This is a genomic window from Huijunlia imazamoxiresistens, assembly GCF_037132455.1.
GTDB lineage: Bacteria > Bacteroidota > Bacteroidia > Chitinophagales > Chitinophagaceae > Flavisolibacter > Flavisolibacter imazamoxiresistens.
Genome location: NZ_JBBBEI010000022.1, coordinates 46,672 through 61,751, shown reverse-complemented (window position 1 = coordinate 61,751; position 15,080 = coordinate 46,672). Strand labels below are relative to the sequence as shown.

10 protein-coding genes are annotated in these 15,080 nt (G+C 59.4%); 9 read left to right on the top strand and 1 reads right to left on the bottom strand.

What is annotated here, in order from left to right; translation table 11 throughout:
- Positions 1-12: 12 nt before the first annotated feature.
- The 3 genes from V9K67_RS21205 to V9K67_RS21195 all read left to right on the top strand — a co-directional run bounded on the left by V9K67_RS21205 (position 13) and on the right by V9K67_RS21195 (position 2,628).
- On the top strand, positions 13-396 hold the full coding sequence (locus V9K67_RS21205) for a group III truncated hemoglobin (protein WP_336725980.1): 384 nt from the start codon (positions 13-15) through the stop codon (positions 394-396).
- Positions 397-670: 274 nt separating this feature from the next.
- Positions 671-1,453, top strand: a complete 783-nt coding sequence (locus V9K67_RS21200) for a ThuA domain-containing protein (RefSeq protein ID WP_336725979.1) — start codon at positions 671-673, stop codon at positions 1,451-1,453.
- A 56-nt stretch (positions 1,454-1,509) separates the two neighbouring features.
- Positions 1,510-2,628, top strand: coding sequence for a hypothetical protein (locus V9K67_RS21195; protein WP_336725976.1), 1,119 nt, complete (start codon positions 1,510-1,512; stop codon positions 2,626-2,628).
- A 257-nt stretch (positions 2,629-2,885) separates the two neighbouring features.
- Here the strand turns inward: V9K67_RS21195 and V9K67_RS21190 are convergent, their stop codons facing one another.
- Positions 2,886-4,061 carry a glycoside hydrolase family 27 protein gene (locus V9K67_RS21190; RefSeq protein ID WP_336725974.1) on the bottom strand — a complete coding sequence of 392 codons (1,176 nt, stop codon included), beginning with the start codon at positions 4,059-4,061 and terminating at the stop codon, positions 2,886-2,888.
- A gap of 292 nt (positions 4,062-4,353) precedes the next feature.
- Between V9K67_RS21190 and V9K67_RS21185 the strand changes: the two genes are divergently transcribed.
- The 6 genes from V9K67_RS21185 to V9K67_RS21160 all read left to right on the top strand — a co-directional run bounded on the left by V9K67_RS21185 (position 4,354) and on the right by V9K67_RS21160 (position 15,065).
- Positions 4,354-4,635, top strand: coding sequence for a hypothetical protein (locus V9K67_RS21185; protein WP_336725972.1), 282 nt, complete (start codon positions 4,354-4,356; stop codon positions 4,633-4,635).
- A gap of 229 nt (positions 4,636-4,864) precedes the next feature.
- Complete coding sequence (locus V9K67_RS21180) at positions 4,865-5,383, top strand: RNA polymerase sigma-70 factor (protein WP_336725970.1); 519 nt, start codon at positions 4,865-4,867, stop codon at positions 5,381-5,383.
- An 86-nt stretch (positions 5,384-5,469) separates the two neighbouring features.
- Positions 5,470-6,663 (top strand): FecR domain-containing protein, encoded by a 1,194-nt coding sequence (locus V9K67_RS21175; RefSeq protein ID WP_336725968.1) that lies wholly within the window; start codon positions 5,470-5,472, stop codon positions 6,661-6,663.
- A gap of 143 nt (positions 6,664-6,806) precedes the next feature.
- Positions 6,807-10,130, top strand: a complete 3,324-nt coding sequence (locus V9K67_RS21170; RefSeq protein WP_336725967.1) for a SusC/RagA family TonB-linked outer membrane protein — start codon at positions 6,807-6,809, stop codon at positions 10,128-10,130.
- Between the two features lie 12 nt (positions 10,131-10,142).
- Positions 10,143-11,825: a RagB/SusD family nutrient uptake outer membrane protein gene (locus tag V9K67_RS21165; RefSeq protein WP_336725965.1), complete on the top strand. Its 1,683-nt coding sequence runs from the start codon at positions 10,143-10,145 to the stop codon at positions 11,823-11,825.
- Between the two features lie 252 nt (positions 11,826-12,077).
- A complete protein-coding gene (locus tag V9K67_RS21160) occupies positions 12,078-15,065 on the top strand; it encodes a glycosyl hydrolase 115 family protein (RefSeq protein ID WP_336725963.1) in 2,988 nt (995 codons plus the stop codon).
- The last annotated feature ends 15 nt before the right edge of the window (positions 15,066-15,080 follow it).

Genomic DNA, 15,080 nt, shown 5'->3' with positions numbered 1-15,080 from the left:
AAAAAGCAAAACATGCAGCAACAAGATATTTTAAACATCGAAGATGTCCGGCGCCTGGTCGATACGTTTTACACCAAAGTAAGGGGAGACGAGGTGCTGGGGCCCATCTTTGAGGAGCGCATCGGCGACCGGTGGGCGGAGCACCTGGAAAAGATGTACCGTTTCTGGCAAACCCTCCTGCTGGAGGAACACACGTATTTCGGGGCGCCCTTTCCGCCGCATGCCCAGCTGCCCGTGGACGCACCACATTTTGAACGTTGGCTGCAGCTGTTTCATGCCTCCGTGGACGAATTGTTTGCAGGCGAAAAAGCGGAAGAAGCCAAATGGCGGGGCCGGCGCATGGCGGAAGTATTCGAGGCGAAGATCGCCTACCTGCAACGCAGGCACCATATCTAATCATCCCCAATACCATCCCGCTATGGCCGCCCATAACCAAAAACCCCTGGTGTATTCCTGTTTCCGACCTTCATGTTGAATTAACGGGCATGGGCGTCAAGAAAAAGCAGCACCAAGACTTCGACCCGGCCCAGGCCGCCATCGTGCTGGAACAGATACGGGAAGCAATAAGCAATAGACAATAGGCAATGCTTACTTTATGTGTTTATCGATGGTTCGTACCGGATTTTTTATTAATTAGCGGTCCTTAACCAACCATCGAACCGATAACATCATGAAGATTGCTTCCTTCCGCTCCTTGCCGGTAAAGCCGGCTCTCTTTGCCCTTTTGGGTTTTCTCGTCCTGACCGTTTTTCTGTCGGCCCGCTTTCCTGAAAAAGGCAAAAAACCGCTCCGCATATTGCTGGTTACCGGGGGCTGCTGCCACAACTACGGCTTCCAGTCCGGCGTCCTGAAAACGGCCCTCCCGGCTGACCTGAAAGCGGAATGGACGGTCGTCAACGAAGGGGGCACCGGTACCACCGCCCAGATCCCCCTGTACGACAAGGCCAACTGGGCCAAGGGCTACGACCTGGTGATCCATAACGAGTGCTTTGCCGATACCAAGGATTCCGCCTACATCCAACGCATTACCGATGCCCACTACAAAGGGATCAATGCCGTGGTGATCCACTGCGCCATGCACAGCTACCGGGCCGCTGAAATGAACAACTGGCGCCAGTTCCTGGGCGTCACCAGCCGCCGCCACGACCACCAGAGCCGCTATCCCGTAAAAAGCGTGGCCTCCGGCCATTCTATTCTAAAGGGCGTTCCGGCCGAGTGGACCGGCCCCAAGGACGAACTCTATATCATTGAAAAAGTATGGCCCAACACCACGGTGCTGGCCACCTCCGTCAGCGAACGCGATGGCAAGACCTATCCCGTTGCCTGGACCAACCGCTACGGCAAGGCCCGCGTATTCGGCACCACCTTCGGCCATTCGGATGAAATGTTCCAGGATCCTTCCTTCCTGAAGCTGCTTTCCAACGGCATCCGCTGGGCCGCAACAGGCAAATAGGGCAGGGGCTATATTGTAAATTATTCCAACCAACACAAGCATTCATTTCATTTTTTATGATCCAAAAGAAATTTGCAGCGCCCCTGAACGCCATGGTGGTACTGGCGCTGCTGGCTGCCGGCCCGGCAGGGGCCCAGAAAAAAAAGGCGGCCCCTTCGAGCCCGGCACCCGTGGCTACCGCTGCGCCGAAAGTTTTGAAAATGGTAACCGAACACAAGGGCCCCGTTATCACCGCCGACCATCCCGATGTGCTGGCAAGCAAAAACCGCTCGGGCTTCGAAACGGGCCAGGTGGTGAAGGAAGGAGGCGTCTACCATATGTTCGTCAACGAAATGTTTGAACGGCCCCACCGCGACATGCGCATCTCGTACTGGACCAGCCCCGACGCCGTGAACTGGAAACGCCAGTCTACCGTCGTGGAAAGCATCCCGGGCCGGACCCACACCAACCCCAAGGCGGAAGTGTGGGTGACGGGCGTGGTATTCAATGATGAAGAAGACGCCTGGAACATCTTTTACGTGGCCTACCGGGCGGGTGATTCCACCAAAGGCGAGATCCAGGGCAACGACTATGCAGGAAGGATCTGGCGGGCAAAGTCGGTGGTGAAAGGCCGTAGCGGCATCGCCGGCCCTTATGCCGACATGAACGTCCTGCTGGAGCCGGACGAAAACTCCCAGGCTTGGGAAGGACAGCAGGCGGTGGCCTGCTTCAGCCCGTACAAAGTGGGAGCTACCTGGTACTCGGCCTATGACGGGCACAACCACGTGCCCAAGGGCGGCTGGCCTACCGGCCTGGCGTTTGCCAAAAACCTGAAAGGTCCCTGGACAAGGATGCCCGAAGGCTTCAATCCCATACCGCTGGCCGACGTGTTTACGGAAAACGAGATCGTTACCCGCCTCAAGGACGGGCGCTACCTGATGATCTTCGATTCGTTCGGCGACCAGGAGATCGGCTACAGCCTTTCCACCGACGGCGTGAACTGGAGCAAGGAAACCCGCGTAAAAGTGCAGTCGCCGGGTAGCCTTTGGGCCGAACCGGGCGACCACTACACCCGCACACCGCTCTGCGCCCTCGAAGAGGAAGACGGCACTTTCACGGTGGTGTATACGGCCATGACGAAAATCAATAACCGGAATTTTTACGCGATCGGCAAATGTTCTTTAGCCTGGAAATAGCTCTTGGGTGTTACTATAGAAAAGCTATAGGCACATGAAAAAAAGCGTACTGTTTTTGTTGTTGTGCCTCCCGGCCCTGGCCTTTGTGGGCCGCAAAGAGCAAAAATCTCCCCTGGTGCGCTGGCTCCGGTAAAAGAATAATGGCGCCCAAAAACAAACCGGCCACCCTTTTTCGTTTAGGGTGGCCGGTTTATTTTTTGGACGCCGTAGGTGCCTCCTCTCTGTCAGAGAATATGTCTGTTTCTCTTAGAGGATACTCAATTCACCTTCAATACCACGATCCCGTGTTTGGGGAGGGTGAAGGGGCGGCCGGCGCCGAGGGGGCCCAGGTCCTTGTGCAGCCAGAGATCGCGCAGAGTGCTCTTTTTGTCGATGCCTGCTGTTTTGGGATCCAGCTTAAAGACGGCTTCCTTGTCGCCGCGGTTGAGCAGGGCGATGGCCTTCTTTTTACCGGCCAGTGGCTTCATCCAGATCTCGAGATCACCTGCCTGGAAAATTCGGCGGCCCTGCACAAAGGCGGTGTCCTGGTTGAGGGCGATCAGCTCTTTGTTGGTCAGGATTTCCAGGGTTTGCGCCGTCATGTCGCGGAGGTCGTTGCCCGCCAGCAGGGGCGAATTGAGCACGCACCACATCGAAAAATGCGTTTTGTCTTCCTCGTAGCTCATGCCCCTGCCCACCTGCAGCATATCCATGTCGTTGTAGTGGCCGGCGGAAGCATATGGATACAGGTCCGTATTGAGGTCGATGATTTTGAGGATGGAGGCGAAGTTGGGGCGGATGTCGCCGGAAATGCGCCAGGAGTCTGCTTTTTTGATCGCCCAGGTGCCGGGGAACTGCCAGCGGCAGACGTTGAAAACGAGGTTGGAGTCGATGGCTTTGACCGTGTCGATGATCTTCGTGTATTCCGTTTGCTCGTCCAGCTTCATGCGCTCACCGCCGCACCAGTCCACTTTCAGAAAATCGTATTTCCATTCCCGGAAAAACAGGTCGCAGTCCTGCCCAATGTGGCCGTAGATGCCTACGCCGAAGCCGTTAGGGTCCTTGTCGTAGATGGAGCCGCAGGTGTTCTTGCCCGCATCGGTATAAATGCCGGCCTTCAGGCCTTTGCCGTGGATGTAGGCGGCCAGGGCGCCCATGCCCGAAGGGAACTTCTTTTTATCTTCCAATAACTTGCCCGAAGCATCGCGGCCGGCGAAATAGCCGTCGTCGATATTGATGAAGCGGTAGCCGGCCTCGTACAGGCCCGAGGCCACCATGGCGTCGGCCTGCTCGCGAACCATCTGCTCGCTGATGTTGATGTGAAAGTGGTTCCAGCTGCTCCAGCCCATGATGGGAGCCTTTGGCTTCTGGGCCTGCAGCAGCGAAGCGGACAATAGAAAAGCGCAACCGGCAATAAAGCGTGCGGAATTTTTCTTCTTTAAAAGTGCGTGCATTTTTGGTGGATTATTATTTATAGGGATAACGTTGATCGTGCAGTTGATGGGACCGGGGATAGACCACAGGAACGGGAGAGCGGATGCTGCAAATATAGTCCACTTCGCTGCATCCGGGCCGTTTCAGGCCGCCGCAGGCCACATTTTTCTGCCCCGGAGAAGTATTTGCAAAAAATCCGTTTTTCTTTTCACCCCTTTCTCTGGTTGGCGTGTTTTTATTTCAGTAACGCTTATTATGCAACTAAACGACCGGGCCGTAACAGCAGTGGAAACAGGAAGAGAAACAAGAGGAATGAAACGTTTTTTCATAACCGTCAACTATAAGTTCCGCACCTACGAGTATAAGGTGGAGCAGCGGCCGGATTATGGAGAAGGGGAGATCATCAGCATCATCACACCCAAGAAAACCGTGGTGCTGACCGCCCGCTGTCCAGGGCCGCAGAAGGGACGCGGCAGCCGCAAAAAGGTGTACAGTTATGATGAGGATGCCGTCAGCAATAAGGTGCTGATGGCCCGGGTGATCCGTGCCCTGGAGCAATATGGTACAGAAGAAGGCTGTCGGGCCGAGGCCTGATCCCGCCGGGCCGCATCAGTAAGGTATTAAAGAAGCAATATACAAGCAAGCAAGCAAGGCCCGCTGTTTCTACAGGGGCATTTTTTCTGCCCCGGAAACAGGCGGTGTGAAGCCCCGGGAAAGGCGTATGTTTGAAGGCGCTCATACGTGTTTTTTTTACCTTTACCATATGAATCAGTCTTCACCCATGGCATCAGGGGCATATCCGGGAACAGGCGTTTTCCAGGACATGAAACAGCTTTTTCAGTTGTATTATTCCCGTTTGTGCTATTTCGCGTTCAAGATGATCGAAGACCGGGAAGCGGCCCAGGACCTGGTTCAGGATGCCTTTGTGGGCTTCTGGCACCGCCGTGACGACTTCGACAGCGAGCCGGCGGTGAAAACCTTTTTGTACGTAACCGTACGCAATGCCTGCCTGAACCGTATCCGCCACGAAAAGGTGAAGAAGAAATTCATCGACGCCAACAAAACTTCCGAAGCCGAGGAAGAAAAGGGCCTGAACAACCTGGTGCAGGCCGAAGTGGTGGGCGAGATCCACAGGGCCATCGAGGAGCTGCCCCAGGGGTGCCGCCAGGTGCTGAAGCTGGCCTACTTCGAGGGATTGAAAAACGACGAGATCGCCGGTGAGCTGGGCGTGTCGGTCAATACGGTCAAGACCCAGAAGGCGAGGGCCCTGCAGCTGCTGCGCCTGAAGCTGGATGCCGACGCCTTCCTGGCACTGCTGCTGGTGCTGCTGGCCCGTTGGTAAGGCGGCTGCACATGTAAAAAGATTTTTTTCCTTCACCCCTTTTGGGCATGAAGGTGTTCTTTAAATAGGATCAACCTGTATTTTAAATGATGAACACACACGAACAGGCTTTTCAACGAGCCCAAATCATCCTTAAGTACTTAAGGAATGAAGCCAGCGCCGCCGAGCGGGCGGAGCTGGAAGCCTGGCTGGCGGCGGACAGCGCCAACCGCCGGTTGTTCGACGAGCTGGCCGACGAGCAAAAGCTGCAGGAAGAACTGCGGTTTTTTGAAACCATATCCGTTCCGGACGCCTGGGAAAAGGTGGCCGCACGCACCGAGAGCGAGCCGAAGGTGGTGCCCCTGCGCCCCCAGCGGCGGCGCTGGTGGATGGCGGCAGCGGCCGCCGTCCTGGTACTGGGCGGGTCCGCCCTGCTGTACCGCCTGTCCGACAAGACCGTGGCCCCGCCCCCGGTGGCCGAAGCGCCGGCGCAGAAGCCGGCTCTTGCCCCGGGCGGCAATAAGGCGGTGCTGACCCTGGCCGACGGCGCACAGGTGGTGCTCTCCGGCAGGGAAGACGGCGAGGTAGCCCGCCAGGGTGCCGCCCGCGTTGTGAAGTCGGGCAGTCGCCTGGCCTACCGCACCGCCGGCCTCCCCAAAGCGGAAGCCACGCTGTACAATACCCTGACCACCCCCCGCGGCGGCGAATACCAGGTGGAACTGCCCGACGGCAGCCGGGTATGGCTCAATGCCGCCTCTTCGGTTCGGTATCCCACCGCCTTCACCGGAAAGCAAAGGATGGTTGAGATTACCGGGGAAGCGTACTTTGAAGTGGCGAAGAATGCGGCCCTGCCCTTCGTGGTGCGGGTAGCCGGTTCGGAAATAAAGGTATTGGGCACGCATTTCAACGTGATGGCGTATGCCGACGAGAAAGCCCTGGAGACCACCCTGCTGGAAGGTTCCGTTCAGTTCGCCGGCGGCGGCAAGGCCCGCCTGCTGCGGCCGGGACAACAGGCCCAGCTGGCAAACGGCCAGCTGAAGGTGGCCGAAGTGGACGCGGAAGAAGTGGTGTCCTGGAAAAACGGCATGTTCCATTTCGAAAATGCCGACCTCGAATCCGTCATGAAGCAGCTGGCGCGCTGGTACGACGTGGAAGTGGTATACCAGGGAAGTAACCTCCACGACCCCATTGTCGGTGACATCCCCCGCACTTCGCCGCTGCCCGAAGCGCTGAAGATCCTGGAGCTGACCAGTTCGGCCCACTTCACCATCGACGGCAGAAAGATCATTGTCAAGCCGTAGGAAGTCAATAGGCAATTGCCAATTGTCGCCCCGGACCTGGCAGGTTGTCAAAACCTGTCAGGTCTCTTTGTTTTCTATTAACCGGAAAATCAAGGGAATTCGCGACTTTCGCGTCTTTCGTTTTATTCGCCTAATCCGATTTTATGCAATTGCCTGCTTGTCATATGTCCCGGGAGCAAAGGGGAGGGGGAGGGTCGTGGTCCTGCGGCCGGCTGCCCGTTCTTTTGCTGTTGCTGCTCTGCCTCCACCTGCCGGGGCTGGCCCAGAAGGTCAGCCTGGACGAAAAGGGGGCAAAGCTGGAAAAGGTCTTTCGCCAGATCAAACGGCAAACCGGCTACACCTTCGTGTCCACCAAGTCGCTGCTGCAAAAAGCCCGGCCGGTGACCATTTCGCTGCAAAACGTTCCCGTCAAACAAGCGCTGGACAGCTGTTTCCGGGGCCAGCCCCTGACCTATACCATCGTCAGCACCACCGTGGTGGTGCTGGACAAACCCGCGGCGGCGCCTTCCAAAACCAAGCCGGTCGCGACCGGGCCGCCCAAAGGCGCCATGAAAGGCCGCATCCTCGACCTGAAAGAACAACCCCTGGCGGGCGCCTACATCACCGAAAAAGGAAAGGAAAACTGGACCACCTCCAAAGAGGACGGCACCTTTGTGCTGCCCACCGACGGTAAACGGGTGTCCATGGTCATTTCCTTCGTGGGCTATGCAACCCGCGAAGTGCGGCTCAGCCGGGTGGAAAAGCAGTACGACATCCACCTGACCCAGGCCGCCCAGGACATGAATACCGTGGTGGTGGTGGGCTACGGCATGCAAAAGAAAGGCGACCTGACCGGCGCCGTGGCCAGCGCCGACCTCGATGCCTTCCGCGATGCGCCCAATATCAATATCGCCCAGTCGCTGCAGGGAACCATGCCCGGCCTGGACGTAGGTCCCGTGCTGAGCGCCGGCGACGACCCGGTGTTGCAGGTGCGGGGCCGCACCACCATCTCGGGCAATACCCTGCCGCTGGTGGTCGTGGACGGCGTACCCTTCACCGGCTCGCTGTCCGACCTCAACCCCGAGGACGTGGCCTCGGTGGAGCTGCTGAAAGATGCCAGCGCGGCGGCGGTCTACGGCGCCCAGGCGGCCAACGGGGTCATCCTCATTTCCAGCCGCAAGGGCCGCAACAACCAGAAGCCCCGGGTATCGTTTTCCAGCTCCATGGGCATCCAGGCCCCCACGGTACAGCTGCGGCCCCTGAACCGCGCCGAGTTTTTGGAAAAGATCCGCGACCTGTACTACGACTCAGCCTTCCTGGCGCCGGACTATACCACCCCCAATCCTGCCTTCGACCTGGCGGGCAAGGTCGACTTCACCATGAAGGACTCTTCGGGCAAGCTGCTGCCGAACGACTTCAACTGGTGGGAAGCGGCTACCCACCCGGGCTTCCTGCAGGACCATCAACTCAGCTTCACCGGGGGCAGTACCCACATCGCCTACCTCATCTCGGGAGGCCTGACCCGGCAGAAGGGATTTTTTATCCAGGAGCGGTTCAGCCGAAAATCCCTCCGCCTCAACCTCGAGGCGCAGGTGGCCAAAGGATGGAAAGTGGGCATCCAATCCTTCGGCTCGTTCAACGATTTCAGCGGCGCCGAGCCCGGGATGGCGGACATTGCCCGGCACTCGCCCCTGCTCACGCCCTACGATGCGGAGGGCAACCTGATTCCATCGCCCGACCAGCTGCAGCTCGAAAACCCCTTTATCGCCAACGAGGTGGAGGACGAAAACCGCCGGAACAGCTTTTTTGCCAACCTGTTTTCAGAAATCTCGCTGCGGCGGATCAAAGGGCTGAGCTACCGCATCAACTACGGCAACAACTACCGGGTGGAAAAAAGCTACGGCGCCAACAAATACGGGGCCGGCCGTACCGGCGTGGCCACCAAGGACGACCGGGACTATTACGACTATACCCTCGACAATATCCTGACCTACAACCGCGACTTCGGCAAGCACGGCTGGACGGGTACCCTGCTGTACGGCGCCATCGAGCGCCGGTACAACCAGACCCAGGTGCGGGCGGCCGGCTTTTCGCGCCTTACCCTGGGCTTCAACAGCCTGGAGCAGGCGGCCCTCTTCACGGTCAACTCCAACGCCTGGCGCGAAGCCCTCAACTACCAGATGGGGCGGGTCAATTACCGCTACGACGACCGCTACCTGGCCACCGCCACCCTCCGCCGCGACGGGTTTTCGGGCTTTGCCGCCAACGAAAAGTTCGGCATCTTCCCCTCCCTGGCCCTGGCCTGGAACGTCCACAACGAAGACTTTTTCAGCCTGCCGCAGGTAAACCTGCTGAAGCTGCGGGTCAGCTATGGCGCCAACGGCAACCTCACCAGCCGCTACAGCTCCCAGGCCATCGTCATCTCCGGCCCGGTCTATGTCTTTGGCGACAACGGTACGCCTGCCTTCGGCCAGCAGATCCGGACGCTGGCCAATCCCAACCTGCGGTGGGAGAAAACCCGAGGCCTTAATGCCGGCCTGGATTTTTCGCTGCTGCAGAACCGCCTGTCGGGCAACCTCGACTATTACAACAATACCACCAACGACCTGCTGTACGATGTGTCCATTCCCACCGCCACCGGCTTTACGTACCTGCGTTCCAACGTGGGCAATGTGCGCAACCGGGGCATCGAGCTGGGCCTCACCTCCACCAACCTCCATTCCCGGCTGTTCGACTGGAACACGACTTTTTCGATTTCGCGCAATACCAACAAGATTACCCGCCTGGTAGGGCTGGATGCCAACGGCGATGGCCGCGAGGAAGACCTGGTGGCCGACATCCTGTTTATCGGGCATTCGCTGGGCACCATTTACAACTACCGCACCGACGGCCTCTACCAGATCGGCGACGCCATCCCGGCCAATTTCTACCCCGGCACCTTCCGGATCGTGGACGTGGTGAAGGACAACGAGATCACGCCTGCCGACCGGGTGATCCTGGGAAGGGAAGAACCTTCTTTCCGCTTCAGCCTGCTCAACAGCGTGAAGGTGGGGGCGTTCCATTTCCGCCTGTTCCTGAACTCGATCCAGGGAGGGCGCTACGGCTACCTCGGCTACAACTTCAACGGCCTGGGCGGCAAGCGCGACGACAACGGCCTGCGCCTGAACTACTGGAGCGCCATCGACTACTGGTCGCCCCGCAACCCCGGGGCCGAGTATCCCCGCTCCATCCAGGCGCCGGCCATCACCCCCTCCGTTTACAAGAGCCGGAGCTTTGTGCGGCTGCAGGACGTGTCGCTGACCTACAACCTGCCGCAGCGCCTGTTGAAAAAGCACGGTGCCCAGACCCTCAGCCTGTATGCCAGCGGCAAGAACCTCGTGACCTGGACCCGCTGGAAAGGCTGGGACCCCGAAAGCGGCCTGGGACTGACCGATAGCGGGCGGCCGTTGATGAAGACGTATTCCATGGGCTTTAACCTAACTTTTTAATCGCTCCTTTGTATGAAAACGCGCTACTGCCTGGCCCTGCTGCTGTTTCTGGGGGCGTTCTGTTCCTGCAAAAAAAGCTTCCTCGACGAGGAGCCGCTGGACTTTTTCAGTACCTCCAACGCCTTTGTCACCTACAACGACTTCAATGCCTCGGTCAATAACCTGTACAACCTGGTGCGGCGGGAGTTTTACAACCGCGACGAGAACTACCCCTTCGATTACCTCTACGGCACCGACCTTGTATTCGACGGCCAGCCCAACGTGCGCCGCCATACCAATATGCTCATCGCCTACGGCCCTACGGGCGGCGCCGATATTCCCCAGGTACACTGGCGCGACCTGTTCAAGATCGTGGCCGAGGCCAATACGGTGCTGAGCCGCATCGACGGCTCGAAAATGACGCCGGCCGAGAAAAAGCTGACCGAGGCCCGTGCGAAATTCTTCCGGGCCCTGGGCTACCGCACCCTGGCCTACCTGTACGGAGGCGTGCCCCTGGTGCTGGAGGAGGTGATTGCCCCTCAGGTAAACTTTACCCGGGCTACAAAGGCGGCGATCCTGACCCAGGCCATCCAGGACCTCCAGTTTGCCGCCGCCAACCTGCCCGCCCTCTCCGCCGTAAAGGATGGAGAGATAAGCAACCTGGCGGCCTGGCACCTGCTTTCCGAGGTGTACCTGGCCGCCGGCCGGTACGACCCGGCCGTCTCGGCCGCTTCGGTGGTTATCGGCAACCCCAGCCTGGCCCTGATGACCGCCCGGTTCGGCAGCCGCAAGACCGAAACCCCCGGCGACGTGTACTGGGACCTCTTCCGCCGCAACAACCAGAACCGCACTTCGGGCAATACGGAAGGCATCTGGGTGATCCAGTTCGAGACCGACGTGCTGGGAGGCGGCGCCACCTCCACGGCCCAGGCCGGGTCGTACCTGCTTGAACGCCACCATGCCCCCAACCTGCGTGATGTGAAGGTGGGCACCACATATCCCTTCCGCTGGCCCGTGGGCGACTATACCGGCGGCCGCGGCATCGGCTGGGCCGTTTCCACCAAGTACTTCAGCGACAGCATCTGGCAAAGCGATTTTACAACGGACATCCGCAATGCCAACCACAACTTCGTGCGGCGGTTCGTGTACACCAACCCGGTTTCCCCGCTTTTCGGGCAAACCCTCCATACCCAGGCGCCCCCGCCGGGGGTGACCGTGCCCTCCCGGGAAATGTATGCCTACCAGTCGAAGGTCACCACCCCCTTCGATCATCCGGACAACCTGTACGCCACCGCCCGGGACGCCGTGCCGTGGGAGCTGAACCTCAATGCCGGCGGCACCTATACCGACCAGTACCTGTTTCGCCTGGCCGAAACTTATTTGCTGCGGGCCGAGGCCTACTGGCGCCTGGGGCGGGCCGACCTGGCGGCGGCCGACATCAACGTGGTGCGGGCCCGGGCCCGGGCATCGCTGATCACCCCTTCAGATGTTACCCTCGACTACATCCTCGACGAGCGGATGCGGGAGCTGGGCGTGGAGGAAAAACGGCGGCTGACCCTGATGCGCCTGGGCCTGCTGTACGCCCGGGTGAAGCGCTGCAACCCTTATGCAGGCTACAGCGATATTCAGCCCTACCACAACCTCTGGCCTATACCCGCCGCCGAGATCGAACGCAACCGGGAAGGCAAAATGGAGCAGAACCCGGGATATAATTGAATTTCGGATGTCGGATTTCGGATTCCGGATCCCCTTGATAGATGTAGGAGTCTGTCTCCTTTGAAGGGTTCCGAAATCCGACATCCGAAATTTCATCAAGTATAATTCACCTAAAAAACGGCCGCTGCCTCCCCCCATTTTTCCGGCGGCGCTGTATTAAAGCAGGGGCGGGCAGGATGCGCTTTTGGGCGCGAAGCCCTAATTTGAGCCCCGGACCGGATTTTTTCCGTTGCATTTTTTAACCCACAGATCATGATTGTTCGCCGTTGTCCTTTTTTGCCCCAGGGCATTGCCCTGCTTTTTGCCGCTGCCGTCGCCCTGACCGCAGGGGCCCAGCAGCCGTCCGAAACTTCCCTGTCCGTAACTTCCAAAAGACAACCCGGGGCCTTCCCGCTGGTGGCCGCCCAAAAAGCCGTTCCCCTCTACGTGGATGCCGCCGATGCCGCGGTGGCGAAGATCGCCGCCCGGGCTTTCCGGGAGGATGTGGCCCTGGTGACGGGCATTCGCCCCGCTTTGGACAGTACGGCCGTAGTTCCGGTTACAGGCGTGATCGTGGGCACGATCGGTCAAAGCCGGCTCGTTGACCAGTTGGTAAATAATAAAAAGCTGGAAGCTTCCGGCCTGAAAGGGGCTTGGGAGCGCTTCGGCATTTCGGTGGTAGAAAATCCTTTTGGCAGGGGCGGCCAGGCCCTGGTGGTGGCCGGCAGCGACCCCCGCGGTACGGCCTTCGGCCTGTTCGAGCTGTCGAAACGCATGGGCGTGTCGCCCTTTTACTGGTGGGCCGACGCGGCGCCGCAGCACCGGGAGGAAGTGTACGTGGCCGGAAAATTCATGGCGCCTGCGCCTTCGGTAAAGTTCCGGGGCATCTTCATCAACGACGAAGACTGGGGCCTGCAGCCCTGGGCGGAAAAAACCTTTGAGCCCGAAACCGGCGATATCGGCCCCAAAACCTATGCAAAAGTGTTTGAGCTGCTGCTGCGCCTGAAGGCCAACTTGATCTGGCCGGCCATGCACCCCAGCACCAAGGCCTTTTTTCATTATCCCGGCAATGCGCAGGTGGCTGCGGATTACGCCATCGTGGTGGGCTCCTCGCATGCCGAGCCCATGCTGCGCAACAACGTAGGGGAGTGGAAGGAAAAGACCATGGGTGCTTTCAACTACCTGACCAACAAGGAAACCGTTTATAAATACTGGGAAGACCGGGTAAAGGAAAGCAGCGGCGTGAATGCCCTGTATACCATCGGCATGCGGGGCGTGCACGACGGCGCCATGGAAGGCGTCAAAGGACCGAAGGAGGCCATCCCCCTGCTGGAGCGCATTATCGCAGACCAAAGGGGACTGCTGGCGCAATACATGCACCAGGATGCCACCGCGGTGCCGCAGGTGTTTACCGCCTACAAAGAAGTGCTGGACATTTATGACAATGGATTAAAGGTTCCCGAAGACGTAACCCTGGTATGGCCCGACGACAACTACGGCTATATCCACCGGCTGAACAACAATGAGGAAGCGGCGCGGCCGGGCGGCTCGGGCGTGTACTACCATGCCTCGTACTGGGGCCGTCCCCACGACTACCTCTGGCTCGGCTCCACCCATCCCGGCCTGGTGCGGGAGGAGATGATGAAGGCCTATGAAAACGGCTCGAACCGGGTGTGGGTGCTTAATGTGGGCGATATCAAACCCCTGGAATACAATATAGAGCAGTTTATGGACATGGCCTACAACGCGGCCCCGTTCCAGGATCCCGCCTACACCCGGCAGCACCTGGCCCGCTGGGCCGCCTTTCTTTTCGGGTCCCAGAGGGCCGCGCAGATCGGCCATATTTTATGGGAGTACTACCAACTGGCCTTCGAGCGCCGGCCCGAGTTCATGGGCTGGAGCCAGACCGAGCCCACCACCAAAACGGCTTATTCGGAATTCAATCATTTCTTTTACGGCGACGAAGCCCAGCGCCGCATTGACCGCTACGCCGACCTGGAACGGCAGGTCCGAGCGCTGCGTCCCCAGGTAGCGCCAAAGGACCAGGATGCCTTTTACCAACTGGTATATTACCCGGTGGTGGGGGCTTCGCTGATGAATAAAAAGTTCCTATACCGCGATAAAAGCCATTTCTACGCCCTGCAGCAACGGTCCAGCGCCGCCGGTTATGCCCAAAAGGCGCAGGCGGCCTTCGACAGCATCGTGAAGGAAACGGATTATTTCAACAACCAGCTGGCCGGGGGCAAGTGGAAACACATGATGTCGTGGAAGCCCCGCGAGCTGCCGGTGTACCAGGCGCCCGTGCTGCCGCAGGAGGCGCCCGCCGGCCTGCCGGGCTGGGGCGTGGCCCCCGAGGGCTTTGTACGGCCCGATTCCTCGCTGGTGGGCGCTGCCGGCACCCTGGAGCTGCCCGCCTTCGACCCGCTGAACCGCCAGCAGTTTTTTGTCGATATCTTTTTGCACGACCGCCGGCCGGTGGCCTGGACCGCTTCGGTCTCCGATCCCCGCATCCGCCTGTCGCAGACGGCCGGCCGCCTCGATGGCGCGGGGCAACAGCAGGTGCGGCTATGGGTGACCGTTGACTGGAGTAAGGCGCCCGGCAAAACGCCCCTCGACGGCAAAATCACCTTCAAAGGCGGCGGCAAACAGGTGCCCGTTCGCGTCACCGGCAGGCCGCTTTCCCTGGCACCAGGCTACAAAGGCTTTATCGAGAACAACGGCTATGTGGCCCTGCATGCCGCCCATTACAGCCGGCAGTCGAACCGGGCTTCGGGCCCCTGGAAGCTGCTGGCCGGCCAGGGATACACCGGCGAGGCCCTCGAAGCAGGCGCCGTGGCGCTGAAAGATACCCTGCAGCTGGGCGATACCGCCTGGATAAAGCAGCACGCCTCGTTCGTCGAATACGATTTTTATACCTTTTCGCCGGCGAATGCGGTGGCTACTGTCTTTACCCTGCCCACCCACCCGCTGCACAAAGCCTACAGCATGCGCTATGCCGTGTCGGTAGACGGCGGCCCGCTGCAGGTGGCGGACTTCCGCACCGTCGGCCGCAGCGAAGAGTGGAAGCAGAACGTGCTGAAAAACCGGGCGACGAAACAGCTGCCGCTGTCCGCCCTGGGCAAGGGTGCCCATTCCCTCCGTGTCTACAGCGTGGACCCCGGCGTGGTGCTCCAGGAGATCCGGGTGGACCTGGGCGGCCTGAAAAAAGCCTACAGCACGCTCCCCGAAACCAAACCCTTTTCCCAAAAAACCTCCCGGTAAGCGAGGTAGTAATTT